This is a genomic window from Streptomyces violaceus (assembly GCF_036014075.1).
Classification (GTDB): Bacteria; Actinomycetota; Actinomycetes; order Streptomycetales; family Streptomycetaceae; genus Streptomyces; species Streptomyces violaceus.
The window spans coordinates 2086500-2106574 of record NZ_CP107911.1 but is presented as its reverse complement, the minus strand read 5'-3'; the positions used below and the strand labels follow the sequence as shown (position 1 = coordinate 2106574).

Below are 20075 nucleotides of genomic sequence, written 5' to 3'. Positions count from 1 at the left end.
ACCCGCACCCCGGAATTGCTTCCTCACCGGAAGAGCAGAGAGAAGGCTCATGACGACAGTGGTGCTCGTGCACGGGACAGGAGTGCGCCGGACAGGCTTTTCGGTGCTGGTCGGACGTGTCACCGCCGGGCTCACCGCTCTGCGCGACGACCTGCGCTTCGTGCCCTACTACTGGGGTGATACCCACGGCGCCGAACTCGCCGCCGGAGGAGCCAGCATCCCGCCGGAGGCAGGCGGTGACCGCGGGATCGGCGGCTTGCCTGACGACTCGGCGGCGGCCTGGGCCGCCCTCTACGCCGACCCAGACGCCGAACTGCGTCTCGCGGCGGCGCACCGGCCCGGTGAGCGGCCACCGGGCTCAGTACTCCCGGAACAGCGGCTCCAGGACCGCCTCACCACACTGAGAGCCGAAGCCAGCGACGTCGCACCCGAGTTGGCCGCCGGGGTGGCCGACGCCGCCGCGCGTCTGCACGGGCACCCACTCCTCGGCCCCGCCGCGGCGTCCGTATCCGCTGACGAACTCGCCGTCCTCGCGGCCCGGGCCCTCGTCGCCGAGGCGGTCACCACAGCCCTCGACGCCGGTCATCCCCTCGTTCCGGACGGCCGCAGCCGTGATGAACTCCTCGACAGCCTCGCGCGGTACCTCGGCGCGGGACCCAGGGGATTCGAACGCGGCCTGCGCACCATCCTGCTGGGGACGGCGGGAGCCGTGGCTTCGAGAGTCGTCCTTTCGCGCCGTCACGCGCTCAGCCAAGCCGCCCATCCGGCGGCGGGCGACGTGCTGCGCTACCTCTGCCGAGGGGAGGGCGTCCGCACGGAACTGCGCGACCTGGTCGCGGACCTGCACCCCCCGGTAGCGCTCATCGGGCACAGTCTCGGCGGGATCATCGCCCTCGACACCCTCGTCGCCGCTCCACTGCCGCAGGTCCGGCTCCTGGTGACCGTCGGTTCCCAGGCTCCCTTCCTCTACGAATCCGGCTCCTTGCCGTCTCTCACTCACCCCCAAGAACTGCCCGCGCAGTTCCCCGACTGGCTGAACCTGTACGACCCCCGAGACCTGCTGAGTTACGTCGGGGCTCGTCTCTTTCCCGGCCGGATCACCGATACGCCCGTCGACAACGGCCAGCCCTTCCCGGCGGCCCACAGCGCCTACTGGACCAACCTGGATGTGTACCGGAGCATCGCGGAGCGCCTCCCGTGACCGGCCGCGACCGGCCGCCGGTACTGCCTGTGGACCCTGCCCGGGTGCACGCTTTGATCGTAGGCATCGAGGCGTACGAGGCGGGCTCCGCCTGGGATCTGCCCGGGCCCGCCCGTGACGCCGTCGCCTTCCATCGAATGCTGCGTTCGGCGGGAGTGCCCGAGCATCAGCTGCGCCTGCACCTGGCGCCGTTGCCGTCCTATGAACCACAGGTCGAATACCGGCCCGCGGACCATGCCACGCTGCGCCGCACCCTGGTGCGGGAACTGGCACAAGCTCACGGAGAGGTCCTCTGGGTGTGGTGGGGTGGGCACGGGGTCCTCGACCGGGCCGGGCACACTCGGCTGTTCTGCTCGGATGCCACCACGAGCGACAAGGTCTGCCTCGACCTGGAGTCCGCGCTTGCCCGTTACGCCAGTGACGCCGTGCCGGGATTCACCGAGCAGCTCTGGATCGTGGACGCGTGCGAAACGTTCGAGGAGGCTCTTGCCTTCCGCGACCCTTTGCCGTCCGACGCTCTGCCGGCCGGACGGCGCACGCTCACCCACCGGCAGACGCTGATACGAGCGGCGGGCCGGGGCAGAAGAGCCGCCAATGATCCCGTCCGGGCCACCGGTCTCTTCTCGGACGGACTCCTCGACATCCTGGTGCGTCATGCGGACGTCCTGCCCGCTGTGCCCGACCCGGAGGAACTGTTCGACGAGGTCCGGGAGCGGATCGCGGTGCTCCGGGAGGCCGGGCGAACCCTCCAGCACCCCGAGATACAACTCCGCGGTCCAGGGCGCACGGAGGATCTGGCCGTCTCGGACGACGCCCCGGGGCCGGGGGAGCGGTCCGTCCCTGCTTTGCTCCGGGCGGTGGAAGCGCTGCTCGCCTACCCATTGATGGAGGACCCGATCGAACGGCAGGCCGTGGTCGCGGCTTTGAGCCCGTCCCTCGTCAGAACGCTGCCTCGGCACAGCAAGGCCCGGACCGACGCGGTCGGCATCATCACGTCGCTCGTCCGCCGACGGCCTGAGGCGCTCTGGGACTTGTACGACGCCGTGACTCTCGTTGATGACGACCCCGACAGACAGTCCGAACTGTTCACCGCGCTGCGCCTGCTCGCCCGGTCGGGCAGCAGACACGGAGACAGGGGGCACCATGTGCGATGATCTGGCGGACTGCGCACGGGCCCTGGTGCCCTGTGTGCCACCATGGACCGAGAAGGGGGAGACACCGTGGAGCAGTCGACCACCCACCACAGGGCTGATACCGCCGTCCCCGAGTCGTCGTCCTCCGGTACGGGCCAAGCCCATGAATGGGAATCGGATCTCGTTGATCTGTCGGGTCTGCCCCTCACCGCCGTGGACGCATTGGATCCGCTCCGGTCCGATGCGCGTCTTCTCACCGAGGTCCTGCGGGCGCGCAGCAGCATGACAGGTGGCGGCGAAGGGACTGCCCGGGCCGAATAGCCCCCGCCCGCCGCGCTGGGCCCTTCACCGGACCCGAGTACCTTGACCGGGCCAAGTGCGCCTGTCCTGCCGGAGGTTTCTGCCCATGACCAGCGAGCCGACAGGGTCGCCGTTCCGCATGCCTGTGCGGCTCCTCATGGAGCTGGCTGAGGGGGGCGGCTCCGAGCAGGCCGTGGCCTTTCTCGAACGGGCCGAGCGGGCACGCCGGTTGCTACTCCTGCGCACGCTGCTGGACCGCCTCGAAGGACTGCCGTCGCCGCTGACTCCGCCGGCCGAGGCCTGGCGCGTCATCAAGGAGTCGGCCGCGCTGGCGCCGGAGCCCGTCGACCGGATGCTGCTGGCGCCCGCCACCGGAGGCTGGATCGCCCACCTGCTGCGCCGGCTGCACGGCACCGCGGACGGTCCCCCGGTGTGGGCGGAAGCGGGACAGCTCTGCGCGCTGGCTGTCACCGCGGCCCTGCATGCCGGTACGGTGGCGGACCTCCGAGTACCCCTCACGGACGGGCAGCTGTACCTGCCGGGCCTGGGGCTCGCCGGACTCCCGGACGTAGCATCCGGATCGTCGGTCGGTCGAGCACGTACTAGTGACGGAGAACTGACACTCACGGGAACGGATCGGGACGGTTGTACCACGTCCTCAACGACCCGCCCGAGCGCGTTACCACTACCGGTCGGCACCTCCGGGCCGTCTCCGACACCCACGACGTCCTTCCTCCCCCTGCGCACTCTGACCCACAGCGGTCCCGGGGGCCCCGTCCCCATCCCTCTCGACGATCTTGGTCCTTACCGCGACCTCGACGACCCTCTGCCTCCGGCAAGGCTGGACGCGGCGGAGGCGGAAACCTGGCAACGGCTGTTCGAAGAGGCCGTCGCCCTGCTCGCCCTGCCGGGCGGTACCGGGCCCGGACGGCTGGACCCGGCCTCGATCCGCGCCATCGTGCCCTGGGGCCGCACCAGCACGACGCCCCCCGCTCCGCCGACCGTGCGGGTGTCCGCCACCAGCGGCGACTCCTTCGGCGCCATGGTCATCGCCCGCCCTTCCTGCCCGCTCGCGCTCGCCGAGACCCTCGTCCACGAGTTCCAGCACAGCAAACTGGCCGCCCTCCTGCACCTCTTCCCGCTGCTCGACGACGACCGGGAGGAGTGCTACTACGCCCCCTGGCGGCCCGACCCGCGGCATCTCACCGGTCTGCTGCACGGGGCGTACGCCTTCACCGGTGTCGCGGGCTTCTGGCGGGACCGCATGGCCGTGGCGCGGGACGAGGAGGCGGCCGACACGGCCGGGTACCACTTCGCGCTGCGCCGCCTGCAGAGCCGGCTCGTCGTACGCACTCTGCTGGTGGAGGGGTGTCTCACCCCACAGGGCCGGGCCCTCGTGGCGGGGCTCGCCCGTACGCTCGACGGCTGGCTGCGCGAACCGGTCCCGTACGCCGCGCTCACCCGTGCCAGGACGGCCGCGGCACTGCACCGCACCGAGTGGCGCCTGCGCAATGTCGCCCCGCCCTCCTCCGGCTCCGAAGGCCCCCGCTTCCGCGCCGACCGCGCCTCCTGGCCCGATGTCCGCACCCATGCCTTCGCCGCCCGCCCCGTCGCCCCGCGCACCGCCGACGAGCAGCTCGCCGCCGGGGACGCCGCAGCCGCGCTCGCCGGGTACGCCGGACAGCTGGCCGCCGACCCTGCCGAGCCGCACGCCCTGGCCGGCTGGATCGTGGCCCGGGCCGTGCTCGACCCGGGCCGGGCGACGCGGCGCATGCTGGCCCGGCCGGAACTGCTCCAGCCGCTGCCCAGCGGCTGACCGTGGGATGGGCGGGGGCGTCCCGGCCCAGCTGATTGTCGTCAGGCAGACACAAACAAGAGTTCGTGGAAACGCGCGAGCAGCGCGTCAACCGGCGCTGCGATGGTCAGGATGGAGGCATGGCATACCACGTCAACTCCGAGGCCGGGCGGCTGCGCCGCGTCATCCTGCACCGGCCCGATCTCGAGCTCAAAAGGCTCACCCCCAGCAACAAGACCTCGCTGCTCTTCGACGACGTGCTGTGGGTGCGCAGGGCCCGCGCCGAGCACGACGGATTCGCCGACGTGCTGCGCGACCGGGGCGTCGCCGTCCACCTCTTCGGTGACCTCCTGGCCGAGACACTTCAGGTCCCGGCGGCCAGAACCCTCGTCCTGGACCGGGTCTTCGACGAGAAGGAGTACGGCCCCCTGGCCACCGACCACCTGAGAGCCGCCTTCGAGAACCTGCCCGCGCGGGAACTGGCCGAGCTCCTGGTCGGCGGCATGACGAAGCGCGAGTTCCTGGACGGGCACCCGGAGCCGACCTCGGTGCGCTTCCACGTCATGGACCTGGACGACTTCCTGCTGGACCCCCTGCCCAACCACCTCTTCACTCGCGACACCTCCGCCTGGATCTACGACGGCGTCTCCATCAACGCCATGCGCTGGCCCGCCCGGCAGCGCGAGACCGTGCACTTCGAGGCGATCTACCGGTACCACCCGCTGTTCCGGGACGAGACCTTCCGTGTGTGGTCCGAGGGACAGGCCGACTATCCGTCGACCATCGAGGGCGGGGACGTACTGGTCATCGGCAACGGGGCCGTCCTCATCGGTATGAGTGAGCGCACCACACCGCAGGCCGTCGAGATGCTGGCGCACAAGCTGTTCGCGGCCGGTTCCGCCGAGACGATCGTGGCCCTCGACATGCCCAAGCGGCGGGCCTTCATGCACCTCGACACCGTGATGACGATGGTCGACGGCGACACCTTCACCCAGTACGCGGGCCTCGGCATGCTCCGCTCGTACACCATCGAGCCGGGCGTCGGCGAGAAGGAGCTGAAGGTCACCGACCATCCGGCGGAGCACATGCACCGCGCGATCGCCGCCGCTCTCGGCCTGAACGAGATCCGGGTGCTGACCGCCACCCAGGACGTGCACGCAGCCGAGCGCGAGCAGTGGGACGACGGCTGCAATGTGCTGGCCGTCGAACCGGGCGTCGTGGTCGCCTATGAACGGAACGCCACCACCAACACCCACCTGCGCAAACAGGGCATCGAGGTGATAGAGATCCCGGGCAGCGAGCTGGGGCGGGGCAGGGGCGGGCCACGCTGCATGAGCTGTCCCGTCGAGAGGGAGCCCGTATAGACATGCTGAGCTTCGTATAGTATTCCAGGAGTCTGTGTCCCCGTATCCCTGGAGCGCCCCCATGGCGACAGCCCCGAGCGCCCTCGCCGGCCGCCACTTCCTCAAGGAGCTGGACTTCACCGAGGAGGAGTTCCGCGGTCTGGTCGAGCTGGCCGCCGAGCTGAAGGCCGCCAAGAAGGCCGGGACCGAGGCCCAGTACCTGCGGGGCCGGAACATCGCGCTGATCTTCGAGAAGACCTCCACCCGCACCCGCTGCGCGTTCGAGGTCGCGGCCGCCGACCAGGGCGCCTCGACCACGTACCTCGATCCGTCCGGCTCGCAGATCGGTCACAAGGAGTCGGTCAGGGACACCGCGCGGGTGCTGGGCCGGATGTACGACGGGATCGAGTACCGGGGCGACAGCCAGCAGAAGGTCGAGGAGCTGGCGGCCCACGCCGGTGTGCCCGTCTTCAACGGCCTCACCGACGACTGGCACCCCACCCAGATGCTGGCCGACGTGCTGACCATGACGGAGCACTGCGCCAAGCCGCTGAACGAGATCTCCTTCGCCTACCTGGGCGACGCCCGCTTCAACATGGGCAACTCCTACCTGGTCACCGGCGCTCTGCTCGGCATGGACGTGCGTCTGGTCGCGCCGAAGGCCTACTGGCCCGCCGAGGAGGTCATCGACCGGGCCCGCGCGCTCGCCGAGAGCAGCGGTGCCCGGATCACGCTCACCGAGACCCTGGACGACGGCGTCCGTGGCGCCGACTTCGTCGCCACGGACGTCTGGGTCTCCATGGGCGAGCCGAAGGAGGTCTGGGACGAGCGCATCACCGCCCTCGGCCCGTACGCCGTGACCATGGACGTCCTGCGCGCCACCGGCAACCCGGACGTGCGGTTCCTGCACTGCCTGCCCGCCTTCCACGACCTGGGCACCAAGGTCGGCCGCGAGATCCACGCGTCGCACGGACTGGCGTACCTCGAGGTGTCCGACGAGGTCTTCGAGTCGGCCCACTCGGTGGTCTTCGACGAGGCGGAGAACCGGATGCACACCATCAAGGCGGTCCTGGTCGCGACCCTGGCCTGAACGGGCCTTACGCTGACCGGCGCCGCTGAGCCGGTACCGCGGACAGCCTGAACCAGACGGCCTTGCCCGACTCGGTCGGCCGGTGCCCGCACGACGAGCTCAGCGTGCGGATCAGCAGCAGCCCGCGCCCGTGCTCCTGCCAGGGGTCGGGCGGCCCGCCGGCCGGGCGGGTGAGATCGCCGGGCGGTGCCGGGTCGGTGTCGTGTACCTCGACCTGACATCCCGACGGCATCAGCTCCACCACCAGCTCTATCGGTGCCTCACCGGTGGTGTGCTCCACGGCGTTGGCCACCAGCTCCGCCGTGAGCAGCTCCGCGGTGTCGCAGTCGGCCCCGTACTCCAGCTCGGCCAGCGCCGTACGGACCAGGGCACGGGCCACGGGCACGGCCGCGACGGTGTGCGGCAGCGCGATGCGCCAGGAGGCGGGGGCTGAGGGGAGTTCGTACAAGGCGGGTCCGTTCATGGAGCAGGACATCCTGCTTTCAACCTGATGAATGGTACGGCGCCGCTCTTCAGAGGCGTCCGAGGGGCCGTCGCCGGGGGCGCCTTCGCCCCCTTGCCGGACGGCTTACCCAGGTGAACGCGGTGCCGCGCACCGCTGCTCCCGCCGTTACGCCGGTGTGGATGATCTGTGACGGATGTAACCGGCCCGGGTCACCCCGGATCCACACAGAAGTCCTACCCGAACGGTCTATCGCGCACTCATGACGACAGTCACGGATGAGTGATAGCTTCGTGGGGTAGAGCTCAGTGAGACAGTGCCCGCCCGAGGAGGCCGCACGTCATGAGTCCCTTCACCGGCTCCGCCGCCCGCACCCCCCGCTGGGAGCACCTGCGCGTCGATCTCACCGACGGCGTCGCCACCGTCACCCTGGCCCGCCCCGAGAAGCTCAACGCGCTCACCTTCGGCGCCTACGCCGACCTGCGGGATCTGCTCGCGGAGCTGTCCCGGGAACGGTCCGTACGGGCCTTGGTGCTGGCCGGCGAGGGACGCGGCTTCTGCTCCGGCGGCGACGTCGACGAGATCATCGGCGCCACGCTCGGTATGGACACCGCCCGGCTCCTGGACTTCAACCGCATGACGGGCCAGGTGGTGCGCGCCATCCGGGAGTGCCCCTTCCCGGTGATCGCGGCGGTGCACGGGGTGGCGGCGGGCGCCGGAGCGGTGCTCGCCCTGGCGGCGGACTTCCGTGTCGCCGACCCCTCGGCCCGCTTCGCCTTCCTCTTCACCCGGGTCGGCCTGTCCGGCGGCGACATGGGCGCGGCCTACCTCCTGCCCAGGGTCGTGGGCCTTGGCCACGCGACCCGCCTCCTGATGCTGGGCGACCCGGTCCGGGCCCCCGAGGCCGAGCGCATCGGCCTGATCAGCGAACTGACGGAGGAGGGCGGAGCCGACGAGGCCGCACAACAACTGGCCCACCGCCTGGCGGACGGCCCGGCCCTGGCCTTCGCCCAGACGAAGGCCCTGCTGACGGCCGAGCTGGACATGCCCCTGGCGGCATCAGTGGAACTGGACGCCTCCACTCAGGCCCTCCTGATGACCGGGGAGGACTACGCGGAGTTCCACGCGGCATTCACAGAAAAACGCCCCCCGAAATGGAGCGGACGGTGAGCGCTTCGCCTTCAGGGGCGCGGGGCTGTGTCGATATGCGGCTCCGCCGCGGGGCGCGACCGGCCACAACCGGCCCGCACTCGCACAACGACACAAGCCACCCCCTACGCGTGGCAATCATCGGCGGAGGCCCCGGCGGCCTCTACGCCGCCGCCCTCCTCAAACGCCTCGACCCCACCCGGGACATCACCGTCTGGGAACGCAACGCCCCCGACGACACCTTCGGCTTCGGCGTGGTCCTCTCCGACGAAACCCTCGGCGGCATAGAACACGCCGACCCCCAGGTCTACGAGGCCCTCCAGCGGGACTTCGTGCGCTGGGACGACATCGACGTCGTCCACCGCAGCACCCGCCACACCTCCGGAGGCCACGGTTTCGCCGCCCTCGGCCGCAAACGGCTCCTCGAGATCCTCCACACCCGCTGCCGCGAACTCGGCGTGGCCCTCCGCTTCCACACCGAGGCCCCGAAGGACCTCCCGCAGACCCACGACCTGGTCATCGCCGCGGACGGCATCCACAGCACCACCCGCGAGACCCACGCGGACGTCTTCCATCCCCAGGTCACCACCCACCGCTGCCGTTACATCTGGCTTGCCACCGACTTCCCCTTCGACTCCTTCCGCTTCGAGATCGCCGAAACCGAACACGGCGTGATGCAGCTGCACGGCTACCCCTACGCGCCCGGCGCTTCCACCGTGATCATCGAGATGCGCGAGGAGGTCTGGCACGAGGCCGGCTTCGACGAGCTCGACGAAGCCGAGTCGATCGAACGCTGCGGCAAGATCTTCGCGGAAGCACTCCGCGGCCGCCCCCTGCGGTCCAACAACTCGGCGTGGACGACCTTCCGCACGGTCGTCAACGACCGCTGGTCGCACGGCAACGTCGTCCTGCTCGGCGACGCCGCCCACACCGCCCACTTCTCCATCGGCTCCGGCACCAAGCTCGCCGTCGAGGACGCCCTGGCCCTGGCCGCCGGCCTGGAGGAGCGGGACTCGCTGGAGGAGGCCCTCGCCGCGTACGAGGCGGAGCGGCGGCCCGTCGTCGCCTCCACACAGCGCGCGGCCCGCGCCAGTCTGGAGTGGTTCGAGAACCTCGGCCTGTACCTGGACCAGCCGCCCCGCCAGTTCGCCTTCAACCTGCTCACCCGCAGCCGCCGCGTCACCCACGACAACCTGCGACTGCGCGATGCGCGCTTCACGGAGGCGGTGGAGCGCGAGTTCGGCTGCCCGCCCGGCACGCCCCCGATGTTCACCCCGTTCCGGCTGCGCGGTCTGACCCTGCGCAACCGGGTCGTCGTCTCGCCCATGGACATGTACTCGGCGGTCGACGGCGTCCCCGGCGACTTCCACCTCGTCCATCTGGGCGCGCGGGCGCTGGGCGGGGCGGGGCTGGTGATGACCGAGATGGTGTGTGTCAGCGAGGAGGGCCGGATCACGCCCGGCTGCGCCGGCCTCTACACCGGCCGGCAGGCCGAGGTGTGGCGGCGTATCACCGACTTCGTGCACGCCCAGGCTCCCGGCACCGCGATCGGCGTGCAGCTCGGCCACAGTGGCCGCAAGGGCTCCACGAAGCTGATGTGGGAGGGCATGGACGAGCCCCTCCAGGAGGGCAACTGGCCGCTCGTGGCCGCGTCGGCGCTCCCGTACAAGCCGTACAGCCAGACCCCGCGCGCGCTGTCCCGAGCCCAGCTCACCGACATCCGTGAGCAGTTCACGGCAGCCGCCTGCCGTGCCGCCCGGGCCGGCTTCGACCTGCTCGAACTGCACTGCGCCCACGGCTACCTGCTCTCCGGTTTCCTCTCCCCGCTGACCAACCGGCGGACCGACGCCTACGGCGGCTCGCCGGAGAAGCGGCTCCGTTTCCCGCTGGAGGTGTTCGACGCCGTACGGAACGTGTGGCCGGGGGAGCGCCCCCTGACCGTGCGCATCTCCGCCACCGACTGGGCCGAGGGCGGGACCACGGCCGAGGACGCCGTCGAGATCGCCCGGGCCTTCGCCGCGCACGGCGCCGACGCGATCGACGTGTCGACGGGGCAGGTCGTGGCGGACGAGCGGCCGGAGTTCGGGCGGTCGTACCAGACGCCGTTCGCGGACCGTATCCGCCGCGCCACCGGTGTCCCGGTGATCGCGGTCGGCGCGATCTCCTCCTGGGACGACGTCAACTCGCTGATCCTGGCGGGCCGCACGGACCTTTGCGCCCTGGCCCGCCCGCACCTCTACGACCCGCACTGGACCCTGCACGCCGCGGCCGAACAGGGCTACACGGGCCCGGGTGTCGCCTGGCCCGCCCCGTACCGTGCGGGCAGCCGCCGGCCCCAGACGGGCCGAACGGACGCCCCGAAGCCGCGGCTGAGCCTGTGAGGCCCGGCTTTCAGGAAGTGCTGAGCGTGAAGTCCGTTTCCTTCGCAGAGGTGATCCGGGCGCCCATGTTGCGTTCCATCATCTCCAGGGCGGCGGACGCCAGATGCGGGTGGATCGAGGCGACGGCGTCCCTGGGCACCGTGACCTCCAGATGGCGGATGTGCGCGTCCAGGGCCGAGTAGAGGACGCACTGCTCGGTGACCTGGCCGGTCAGCACGACGTGTCCGACGCCCAGGCTCCACAGGAGGTAGGCCAGGGGTGTCTCGTAGAAGACCGAATGGCGGGCCTTCACCACGAAGAGGGACTGGTCGTCCGGTCGTATCGGCTCGATCAGGTCGGCGTGCGGCCGGGCCAGCGCGGTGTCCACGAGCTCTCCGTGGTGCGAGCGCCACAGTCCGAAGTTGTCGTTCGCGTAGACCACCGGCACGTCCGCCTCGCGGGCCCGGCCGATCAGCTCGGCGATGACGGGCACGACCCGTTCGGCGGACGGCACGAGCAGCTCGGAGTCCTCGTGGTCGTACGTGTTGATCATGTCGACCACGATCAGAGCCGGCCGCGTCGGGCCTGCCGGCCGTTCCATGGCGTCTCCCGAGTGAAGCGTGTGGTGCGGGTTCGGGGAAGGTCCTGCCGAGTACCCGGTGGTCTGGCGGGCCTAACGTGATTCACACCCCCGCGAACCCCGCCCCCGCGTCCCGCAGCCGCTCGTGCAGCCCCCGGAACACCGCCGACGAGCGCTCCCCGGGCCAGTCCCGGGGGAGCAGTGCGGACGGCAGGCCGGGGTCGGTGTAGGGGAGGTGGCGCCAGGAGTCCAGGGCGAGGAGGTAGTCGCGGTAGGCCTCCTCGGGCGGGGTGTCCTCGCGCTTCTCCCAGCCGTGCAGCACGGGCCCGTGGCGGTCGAGGAACGCCTCGTGCTCCTTGGCGATGGCGGCCAGGTCCCACCAGCGGGTGACGGCCTCGGCGGTCGGCGCGAAGCCGAGGTGGCCGCCGCGGAAGAAGTCGACGTACGCGTCGAGCCGCAGCCGCTGGAGGGTGTGCCGGGACTCCTCGTACAGCCGCGCGGGCGCGATCCACACGCCCGGAGCGGCCGTGCCGAAACCGAGGCCGGCCAGCCGGGAGCGCAGCACGTGCCGCTTCTGCCGCTCCGACTCCGGCACGGAGAACACGGCGAGCACCCAGCCCTCGTCCTCGGGCGGTGCCGTGGCGTAGATGCGCCGGTCGCCGTCGTCGAGCAACTGCCGGGCATCCGGTGACAGTTCGTACCCGGCCGCACCCTGCGCGGTGCGGGCGGGCACGAGCAGTCCGCGTCTCTTGAGCCGCGACACCGAGGAGCGTACGGACGGGGCGTCCACACCGACCGCGGCCAGCAGCCGGATCAGTTCGGCTACCGGCACGGGGCCCGGTACGAAGCGGCCGTACGCGCCGTAGAGCGTGACGATGAGAGACCGTGGTGCATGCTGGTCGGACACGTTGATCATCTTAGGTCGTACGGATCAATCCTGGTCGCCCGCGGTGCCGCCGTCCGGGACTCCCGCGCCGCGCAGCCGGAACCGCTGGAGCTTGCCGGTGGCGGTGCGCGGCAGCGCGTCCAGGAAGACGATCTCGCGCGGGCACTTGTACGGCGCCAGCTCGCTCTTCACGAAGCCGCGCAGCGCCCCGGCGTCCCGTTCCGCGCCCTCCTTGAGGACGGCGTAGGCCACCACGACCTGCCCGCGCGCCTCGTCGGGCCGTCCGACGACCGCCGCCTCCAGCACGTCCGGGTGCCGCAGCAGCGCGTCCTCGACCTCGGGTCCGGCGATGTTGTACCCGGCTGAGATGATCATGTCGTCGGCGCGTGCGACGTACCGGAAGTAGCCGTCGGGTTCGCGGACGTAGGTGTCGCCCGTGATGTTCCAGCCGCCGCGCACGTACTCCCGTTGCCGCGGGTCGGCGAGATACCGGCAGCCGACCGGTCCGCGCACGGCGAGCAGCCCCGGCTGCCCGTCGGGCACCGGCCGGCCGTCCGCGTCCTGCACACGCGCGTGCCAGCCCGGTACGGGAACGCCCGTCGCCCCGGGCCGGATCCGTTCGTCGGCCGCTGAGATGAAGATGTGCAGCAGCTCGGTGGCGCCGATGCCGTTGATGACGCGCACGCCGGTGCGTTCGTGCCAGGCCCGCCAGGTGGCCGCTGGCAGGTTCTCGCCGGCGGAGACGCAGCGGCGCAGGGACGCGACGTCGTGGCCGTCGAGCTCGTCGAGCATCGCGCGGTACGCCGTCGGCGCGGTGAACAGGACGGAGACCCGGTGCCGGGCGATGGCGGGCAGCAGCTGCCTGGGGCCGGCCTGCTCCAGCAGCAGGGCGCTCGCCCCGGCCCGCAGCGGGAAGACCACCAGCCCGCCGAGCCCGAAGGTGAAGCCCAGGGGCGGACTGCCGGCGAAGACGTCGTCGGCGCGGGGCTTCAATACATGACGGGAGAAGGTGTCGGCGATCGCCAGCACGTCCCGGTGGAAGTGCATACAGCCCTTGGGGCGGCCGGTGGTGCCGGAGGTGAAGGCGATCAGCGCCACGTCGTCGGCCGCCGTCCCGACGGCCTCGTACGGCGTGCCGGGCGCCGGGCGGTTGAGCAGGTCGTCCGGGGCGTCACCGCCGTACGTGGTGATCCGCAGGTCCGGGATCTCGGCCTTGGCGAGGTCGTCGACGGCCCGGATGTCGCACAGCGCGTGCCGGACCCGGGCGATCTCGCACATCGTGCCCAGTTCGTGCGGGCGCTGCTGGGCCAGCACCGTGACCGCCACGGCACCCGCCTTCAGCACGGCCAGCCAGCAGGCGGCGAGCCACGGCGTGGTGGGGCCGCGCAGCAGCACCCGGTTGCCGGGGACGACGCCGAGGTCACCGGTGAGCAGGTGCGCGATGCGGTCGACCCGGGCGCGCAGCTCGCCGTACGTCCATGGCTCACCGGTGGGGGTGAGGAACACGGGCCGGTCGTCGGGAGGTCCGTGGAGCAGTTCGGCGGCGCAGTTGAGCCGTTCGGGGTAGCGCAGCTCCGGCAGGTCGAAACGGAGCTCGGGCCAGTGGTCCGGGGGTGGCAGATGGTCGCGGGCGAAGGTGTCGACGTGCGCCGTGTCCCGTGGATTCATACGGTTCGCCCCCTTGGCGTGGTGGGCTCGCCCCTGGAGCGTATCGTGTTGGTGACGACAGTCAACGGTCCGCGATAGCCTCGGAGTGGCCCAGCCGGGAAGCAGGGTGGCGGAGAAGGGACCGGCGATGACCGCATTCTCGCTCGAACCGGCACAACTCGCCTGGTGCGCCGAGCTGCGCACCCTGGCCGCCGAGCGGCTCCGCCCGCTGGCCGAGAAGGGGGAACCGGGGCATGTGAACCGCGCGCTGGTCGCCGAACTCGGCCGACTGGGCCTGCTCGAACGGCTCTTCACCTCCGGCGCCCTCGACTTGTGCCTGATGCGCGAGTCCCTGGCCCGCGGCTGCACGGAGGCCGAGACGGCCCTCGCCCTCCAGGGCCTCGGCGCCCACCCGGTCCACGCCCACGGCACCGGCCCCCAGCGCGCCCGCTGGCTCCCCCGGGTGGCCGACGGAACGGCGGTCGCGGCGTTCGCGCTGAGCGAGCCGGGGGCGGGGTCGGACGCGGCGGCGCTGAGCCTGCGAGCGGAACGGGACGGCCCGGCCCGCTGGCGCCTCACCGGCGAGAAGTGCTGGATCTCCAACGCCCCCGAGGCCGACTTCTACACCGTCTTCGCCCGGACGGCCCCCGATGCCGGGGCCCGGGGCGTCACGGCTTTCCTGGTGCCCGCCGACCGCCCGGGGCTGACCGGCACCGGCCTCGACATGCTCTCCCCGCACCCCATCGGCGCGCTCGACTTCGACGCCGTACCGGTGACGGCCGAGGACGTGCTCGGAGAGGTGGACCGGGGGTTCCGGGTCGCGATGGGGACGCTCAACCTGTTCCGCCCCAGCGTCGGCGCCTTCGCGGTCGGCATGGCCCGGGCCGCCCTCGACGCGACCCTCGCCCACACCGCCGGGCGGGACGCCTTCGGCGGCAAGCTGAAGGACCTCCAGGCCGTCTCCCACCAGGTCGCCGAGATGGCCCTGCGCACGGAGGCGGCCCGCCTGATGGTCTACGCGGCGGCGACGGCGTACGACGCGGGCGCCCCGGACGTGCCCCAGCGCGCCGCCATGGCGAAACTGCTCGCCACCGAGACCGCGCAGTACGTCGTCGACACGGCCGTCCAGTTGCACGGCGCCCGGGCGCTGCAACGCGGTCATCTGCTCGAACACCTCTACCGCGAGGTGCGCGCGCCGCGCGTCTACGAGGGGGCCAGCGAGGTGCAACGCGGCATCATCGCCAAGGAGTTGTACGCCCACCAGGAGGCCCGGTGACCACCGAGCGCGTCAACCCGCCCGACCTGTCCCCGCCCGCCGGCTTCTCCCACGCCGTCGTGGCCTCCGGGTCGAGGGTGGTGTTCCTGGCGGGTCAGACCGCCCTCGACGCCGACGGCAAGGTGGTGGGGCGGACCCTGCCGGAACAGTTCGCGAAGGCGCTGGCGAACCTGCTGGCCGCTCTCACGGCGGCCGGCGGTACACCGTCCGACCTCGCCCGCGTCACCGTCTACGCCACGGACGTCGCCGCGTACCGCGCCCACGCCCCCGAACTGGGCCGGCTGTGGCGCGAGGCGGCCGGGCGCGACTACCCCGCCATGGCCGTCGTCGAGGTCGTCCGGCTGTGGGACGAAGAGGCGATGGTCGAGCTCGACGGCTTCGCGGTGCTGCCCTAGGGACGGTCCCGGTCAGGCCGCGACGGCCAGCCGCTGCGCCGTCACCCGGTGCGGCTCCACCACGCGCCCGTCCGGCAGCAGCTCACCGGTGTCGTCGAAGACGATCGCGCCGTCGCACAGCAGGCTCCAGCCCTGCTCGGGGTGGGCGGCGACGACATGGGCCGCGAAGGAGTCGGTCGCGGGGCACTGGGTCTGGTGGGCACACATGGCGCACCTCCACGTCGGTAGGGCCATCCGGAGGATTCGTATGACTCTTACGTACAGACCATGCTCCCGACTCGAACACATCGGAACGGCCCGCAGGGAAGCGTGACACGCCCCGGACATTCCCAGGACGGTTCCACGACGGTCGGTGCGGCCTCACCGCCGAAGGAGTGAGGGGCTCGGGCGTGGGCCCGGGTGCCGGGTACGAGTGGAACAAAAAACCACTCCTTCCGGGAGGTTCCCCCCATGCGTGTACGTCCCCTGCTGGGCACGACGGCCGGTGCCGCGCTGCTCCTGCTCACCGGTGCCACCGCGGCACCCGCCACCGCGTCCGCCGCGGCCCCGTACGAAACCGTGACGGTCGACTCGGTGGGCCGGATCACCGCCGACGGCACCGTCACCCTCACCGGCACCTACCGCTGCCGGAGCGCCATCGGCCCGGTCTTCGTCAGCTCCTCAGTGAGCCAGGGCGTCTCCACCACCCGCTACGGCATCGGTGGTACCCGGGCCGTGTGCGACGGCGTGAAGCACCGCTGGGTGAACACGGGCCGGCCCACGCCGGGCGTACTCGCGCCCGGAGCGGCCCACGTCGAGGCCACCCTGATGGAACTGCGCACCTTCAGCGGCCTGCCGCTGCCCAGCTTCCACGCGGTCCACGGACGGGACATCAGCCTGACCCGGCGCTGAGCACGAGCCGGTGACCTGGGCCTCCCGCACCGCGGTGGTGCGCGGAGGCCCTCCTTGACTGTTTAATTGCGAGGTCTATGCAAGAGCATGACTACAGCAACAACGGGGTGAGGTCATATGTCGACCCGTCGGATACGAGGAGCCGCCGTCACGGCGGCGCTGGCCGCGGCGGTCACCGCCTGCTCGGCCCCCGGCAGCGGCGGCCGGGACGACGCCAAGTCCGGGTCCGTCGTCATCGGGGTGGCTTCCGAGCCGGACACCCTCAGCCCGCTGCTCGGCTACGGCAAGGACGGCAACTCCAAGATCTTCGACGGGCTGCTCGCCCGCGACGCCGATCTGAAGCTGAAGCCCGCCCTTGCGGCAGCGCTCCCCGAGATATCCGACGGCGGCCGCACGTACACCTACACGCTGCGCGACGGGGTGGAGTTCAGCGACGGCGAGCCCCTGACGGCCGCCGACGTCGTCTACACGTACCGGACCGCTCTCGACACCAAGACCAACAACACCTTCAAGAGCGAGCTGGACGCCGTCAAGGAGGTCCGGGTGAGCGGCGACGACAAGGTCGTCTTCACCCTCAAGTACCCCTACGCCGCCTTCGCCGCCCGCACCGTTCTGCCCATCGTCCCCGAGCACCTCGCCGGCGAGCAGGACCCCAACACCGGCTCCTTCAACACCGAGCCGGTCGGCACCGGCCCGTACGTCCTCTCGAAGTGGAGCAAGGGCGAGAAGCTCACCTTCAAGGCCAACCCTCGGTACTGGGGCGCCAAACCGAAGGTGCGGACCTTCACCATGGCGGTCATCGCCGACGACAACGTCCGCGCCACCCGGCTGCGCTCCGGCGACCTCGACGGCGCGGTCCTCCCGCCCAACCTCGCCGCCACGTTCAAGAGCGACGACGGCAAGCGCACCCACGACGCAAGGTCCTACGACTTCCGGGCCGTCACCCTCCCCACCCCGAACAAGGTCACCGGCGACCGCGCCGTGCGGCAGGCGCTCGACGCCGCCGTGGACCGCGAGGCCATGGTCGGCAAGATCCTCGACGGGGCCGGCCGCCCGGCGTACGGGCCGCTGCCCGTCGACGACCCCGCCTTCACCAAGGCCATCGAGCGCGCCCAGGACCTCGGCAAGGCCAGGAGGATCCTGGACGAGGCCGGCTGGAAGCCCACCGCCGACGGCATCCGCGCCAAGGACGGACAGCGGGCGTCCTTCACCCTCCTCTACCCCTCCGGCGACAAGGTCCGCCAGGACCACGCCCTCGCCTACGCCTCCGACGCCAAGAAGGCCGGCATCGAAGTGAGGGCGCAGAGCGCCACCTGGGAGGTCATCGAGCCGCGGATGAAGGACACCGCCGTCCTCGCGGGCTTCGGCAGCACCGGCGACCCCGACTTCGGCCTGTACACCCTGCTGCACTCCTCCCTCGCCGGCGACGGGTTCAACAACATGGCCCGCTACGAGAACCCGGCCGTGGACCGCGCCCTCGACAACGGCCGCCGCAGCCAGGACCCGGCGGAGCGCGAGGCCGCCTACGACAAGCTCCAGCGCGCCCTGGTGCAGGACCCCGGCTACACCTTCCTCACCCACATCGACCACCTCTACGTCCTGGCCGACCGCTGGGACGGCCTGAGCACCCAGCTCGAACCACACGAGCACGGCTTCGCCAGCGGCCCCTGGTGGAACATCGAGGACTGGCAGCCGAAGCAGTGAACCGTCTCCCCTGGGGAGCGATGGCACGGCTGGCGGGACGGCGGGCGCTGTTCGCCGTCCCCGTCCTGCTCGTCGTCACCTTCGGCGTCTTCGCCATCGCCGCCGCCTCCCCGTTCGACCCCGTCAAGGCGTACGCCGGAACCGCCGCGCTCGGCGCCGACCAGCAGACCCTGGACCGGCTGCGCGAGAACCTCGGCGCGGACCAGCCCTTCGCCGCCCGCTGGTGGCAGTGGCTGACCTCCGCGCTCACCGGCGATCTCGGCCACTCCAGCGTGCTGCGGCAGCCGGTCGCCCAGGTGATCGGCGAACGGCTCGTGTGGTCCTCGCTGCTGTGCGCGGTCGCATTCGCCGCCGCCGTACTGGTGGGCACGCTCCTCGGCGTGCTCGCCGCCCGTCGGCCAGGGTCGCTCCTCGACCGGATCGTCACCTCCCTCGCCTACACCCTGGAGGCGGCCCCGGTCTTCTGGATCGCCCTGCTGGCCGTCTGGCTGTTCGCCCTCCAGTGGGACGTCCTCCCGGCGGGCGGTCTGACGGACACCGCCAGCGAACAGGTCACCGCGGGACAGGTCGCGAACCACCTCGTCCTGCCGGCCGGGGTCCTCGCGGTCTCCCAACTGCCCTGGTTCACGCTCTACGTCCGCCAGGGCGTCGGGGACGCCCTGGCGGAGGACCCCGTACGCGGCGCCCGCGCACGCGGCCTGAGCGAAGGCACCGTCCTGCTCGGCCACGCCCTGCGCTCCGGGGTGCTGCCGGTGCTCACCCTGATCGGCTCCCGCGTGCCCGAACTCATCACCGGGGCCCTGCTGGTGGAGAGCGTCTTCAGCTGGCCGGGCATCGCCGCCGCGACCGTCGAGGCGGCCACCGCTGTCGACTTCCCGCTGCTCGCCGCCCTGACGACCCTTGCCACGGCCGCCGTCCTCGCCGGGAACCTGCTCGCCGACCTGCTCTACGGACTGTTCGACCCGAGGGTGAAGCTCAGTGACATGTGACGCACCGGCGCCCGTCGGCGCCCCGGCCGAGACCGAGTGGCGCTCGCACGGCCCGAGACGCCGCTCCACCCGCACGCTGCGCGTGCGCACCTCCGCCGTGCTGGTGGGCGCGACCGTCCTCGCCGTGCTGCTCGTACCGCCGCTGGTACAGCTCGACCAGCAGGCCGTCGACCTGGCCGCCAAGCTCCAAGCGCCCTCGTGGGCCCACCCCTTCGGCACCGACGACGTCGGCCGTGACCTGTTGCTGCGCTGTGTCTACGGCCTGCGCGTCTCGCTGCTCGTCGGAGTGGCGGCGGCACTGACGGCGACGGTGGTCGGTACCGCCGTGGGCGCGACGGCGGGTGCCCTGGGCGGCTGGGCCGACCGTGCGCTGATGCGGGTGGTCGACGCGTTCTCGTCCGTGCCGCATCTGCTGCTCGGCATCTTCATCGTCGCGATGTTCCGCCCGGGTGTCTGGCCGGTGGTCATCTCCGTCGCGCTCACCCACTGGCTGTCCACCGCGCGGATCGTCCGCGCCGAGGTGCTGTCCCTGCGGTCCAGGCCGTACGTCGACGCCGCGGTCTCCGGCGGGGCGTCCCGGTGGCGGGTGACGGTCCGGCATCTGCTGCCCGCCGTCCTTCCCCAAGCGGCTTTGGCCGCCGTGCTGATGGTGCCGCACGCCATGTGGCACGAGTCGGCGCTGTCCTTCCTCGGACTCGGACTGCCCACCCACACGGCGAGCCTCGGCACCCTGATCCAGACGGCCCGCGGCTCCCTGCTCGCCGGGCAGTGGTGGCCGACCCTGTTCCCGGGCCTGTTCCTCATCGTCCCCACCCTCGCGATCGCCGGCCTCGCCGGAGCATGGCGGGAGCGGATCCATCCCCGCCATCGATCGGAGCTGATGCTGTGAGCACC

General features: G+C 71.6%; 19 protein-coding genes. 14 read left to right on the top strand and 5 right to left on the bottom strand.

Annotated elements, in window-relative coordinates; translation table 11 throughout:
- The first annotated feature begins 49 nt into the window (after positions 1-49).
- From OG542_RS09425 to argF, 6 genes are all read left to right on the top strand, one after another.
- Complete coding sequence (locus tag OG542_RS09425) at positions 50-1201, top strand: hypothetical protein (protein WP_328409869.1); 1152 nt, start codon at positions 50-52, stop codon at positions 1199-1201.
- A 44-nt stretch (positions 1202-1245) separates the two neighbouring features.
- Positions 1246-2355 carry an effector-associated domain 2-containing protein gene (locus OG542_RS09420; protein ID WP_328409867.1) on the top strand — a complete coding sequence of 370 codons (1110 nt, stop codon included), beginning with the start codon at positions 1246-1248 and terminating at the stop codon, positions 2353-2355.
- A gap of 66 nt (positions 2356-2421) precedes the next feature.
- Complete coding sequence (locus tag OG542_RS09415) at positions 2422-2655, top strand: hypothetical protein (RefSeq protein ID WP_328409865.1); 234 nt, start codon at positions 2422-2424, stop codon at positions 2653-2655.
- A gap of 85 nt (positions 2656-2740) precedes the next feature.
- Positions 2741-4450, top strand: coding sequence for an HEXXH motif domain-containing protein (locus tag OG542_RS09410; RefSeq protein ID WP_328409864.1), 1710 nt, complete (start codon positions 2741-2743; stop codon positions 4448-4450).
- A 119-nt stretch (positions 4451-4569) separates the two neighbouring features.
- Complete coding sequence (locus OG542_RS09405) at positions 4570-5793, top strand: arginine deiminase (protein WP_311128195.1); 1224 nt, start codon at positions 4570-4572, stop codon at positions 5791-5793.
- Positions 5794-5854: 61 nt separating this feature from the next.
- Positions 5855-6862, top strand: coding sequence for an ornithine carbamoyltransferase (argF, locus tag OG542_RS09400; protein WP_328409862.1), 1008 nt, complete (start codon positions 5855-5857; stop codon positions 6860-6862).
- A gap of 7 nt (positions 6863-6869) precedes the next feature.
- Here the strand turns inward: argF and OG542_RS09395 are convergent, their stop codons facing one another.
- Positions 6870-7337, bottom strand: a complete 468-nt coding sequence (locus OG542_RS09395; protein ID WP_311128196.1) for an ATP-binding protein — start codon at positions 7335-7337, stop codon at positions 6870-6872.
- A 309-nt stretch (positions 7338-7646) separates the two neighbouring features.
- Between OG542_RS09395 and OG542_RS09390 the strand changes: the two genes are divergently transcribed.
- Complete coding sequence (locus OG542_RS09390) at positions 7647-8474, top strand: enoyl-CoA hydratase family protein (protein ID WP_311128197.1); 828 nt, start codon at positions 7647-7649, stop codon at positions 8472-8474.
- Positions 8459-10834 (top strand): bifunctional salicylyl-CoA 5-hydroxylase/oxidoreductase, encoded by a 2376-nt coding sequence (locus OG542_RS09385; protein ID WP_328409858.1) that lies wholly within the window; start codon positions 8459-8461, stop codon positions 10832-10834. The genes OG542_RS09390 and OG542_RS09385 overlap by 16 nt, the downstream gene beginning before the upstream one ends.
- 10 nt (positions 10835-10844) lie before the next feature.
- Here the strand turns inward: OG542_RS09385 and OG542_RS09380 are convergent, their stop codons facing one another.
- The 3 genes from OG542_RS09380 to OG542_RS09370 all read right to left on the bottom strand — a co-directional run bounded on the left by OG542_RS09380 (position 10845) and on the right by OG542_RS09370 (position 13947).
- Positions 10845-11414: a cysteine hydrolase family protein gene (locus tag OG542_RS09380; RefSeq protein ID WP_328409856.1), complete on the bottom strand. Its 570-nt coding sequence runs from the start codon at positions 11412-11414 to the stop codon at positions 10845-10847.
- Positions 11415-11496: 82 nt separating this feature from the next.
- A complete protein-coding gene (locus OG542_RS09375; protein WP_311128200.1) occupies positions 11497-12309 on the bottom strand; it encodes a PaaX family transcriptional regulator in 813 nt (270 codons plus the stop codon).
- A 15-nt stretch (positions 12310-12324) separates the two neighbouring features.
- Positions 12325-13947: an AMP-binding protein gene (locus OG542_RS09370; protein ID WP_328409853.1), complete on the bottom strand. Its 1623-nt coding sequence runs from the start codon at positions 13945-13947 to the stop codon at positions 12325-12327.
- Between the two features lie 127 nt (positions 13948-14074).
- Here OG542_RS09370 and OG542_RS09365 point away from each other — a divergent pair, with 127 nt between their 5' ends.
- Positions 14075-15202 carry an acyl-CoA dehydrogenase family protein gene (locus tag OG542_RS09365; RefSeq protein ID WP_328409851.1) on the top strand — a complete coding sequence of 376 codons (1128 nt, stop codon included), beginning with the start codon at positions 14075-14077 and terminating at the stop codon, positions 15200-15202.
- Positions 15199-15597 carry a RidA family protein gene (locus tag OG542_RS09360; protein ID WP_328409849.1) on the top strand — a complete coding sequence of 133 codons (399 nt, stop codon included), beginning with the start codon at positions 15199-15201 and terminating at the stop codon, positions 15595-15597. Before OG542_RS09365 ends, OG542_RS09360 begins: the two co-directional genes overlap by 4 nt.
- Before the next feature lie 12 nt (positions 15598-15609).
- Here OG542_RS09360 and OG542_RS09355 read toward each other — a convergent pair whose 3' ends face one another.
- Complete coding sequence (locus OG542_RS09355) at positions 15610-15804, bottom strand: DUF5999 family protein (protein WP_193476516.1); 195 nt, start codon at positions 15802-15804, stop codon at positions 15610-15612.
- Positions 15805-16047: 243 nt separating this feature from the next.
- Between OG542_RS09355 and OG542_RS09350 the strand changes: the two genes are divergently transcribed.
- The 4 genes from OG542_RS09350 to OG542_RS09335 all read left to right on the top strand — a co-directional run bounded on the left by OG542_RS09350 (position 16048) and on the right by OG542_RS09335 (position 20070).
- Positions 16048-16488 (top strand): DUF6299 family protein, encoded by a 441-nt coding sequence (locus OG542_RS09350; RefSeq protein ID WP_328409845.1) that lies wholly within the window; start codon positions 16048-16050, stop codon positions 16486-16488.
- A 117-nt stretch (positions 16489-16605) separates the two neighbouring features.
- On the top strand, positions 16606-18192 hold the full coding sequence (locus OG542_RS09345) for an ABC transporter substrate-binding protein (protein ID WP_328409843.1): 1587 nt from the start codon (positions 16606-16608) through the stop codon (positions 18190-18192).
- A 20-nt stretch (positions 18193-18212) separates the two neighbouring features.
- Complete coding sequence (locus OG542_RS09340; RefSeq protein ID WP_328409841.1) at positions 18213-19181, top strand: ABC transporter permease; 969 nt, start codon at positions 18213-18215, stop codon at positions 19179-19181.
- The gene (locus tag OG542_RS09335) at positions 19171-20070 is read left to right on the top strand and encodes an ABC transporter permease (protein WP_328409839.1); all 900 of its coding nucleotides are present in this window, start codon (positions 19171-19173) and stop codon (positions 20068-20070) included. Before OG542_RS09340 ends, OG542_RS09335 begins: the two co-directional genes overlap by 11 nt.
- The last annotated feature ends 5 nt before the right edge of the window (positions 20071-20075 follow it).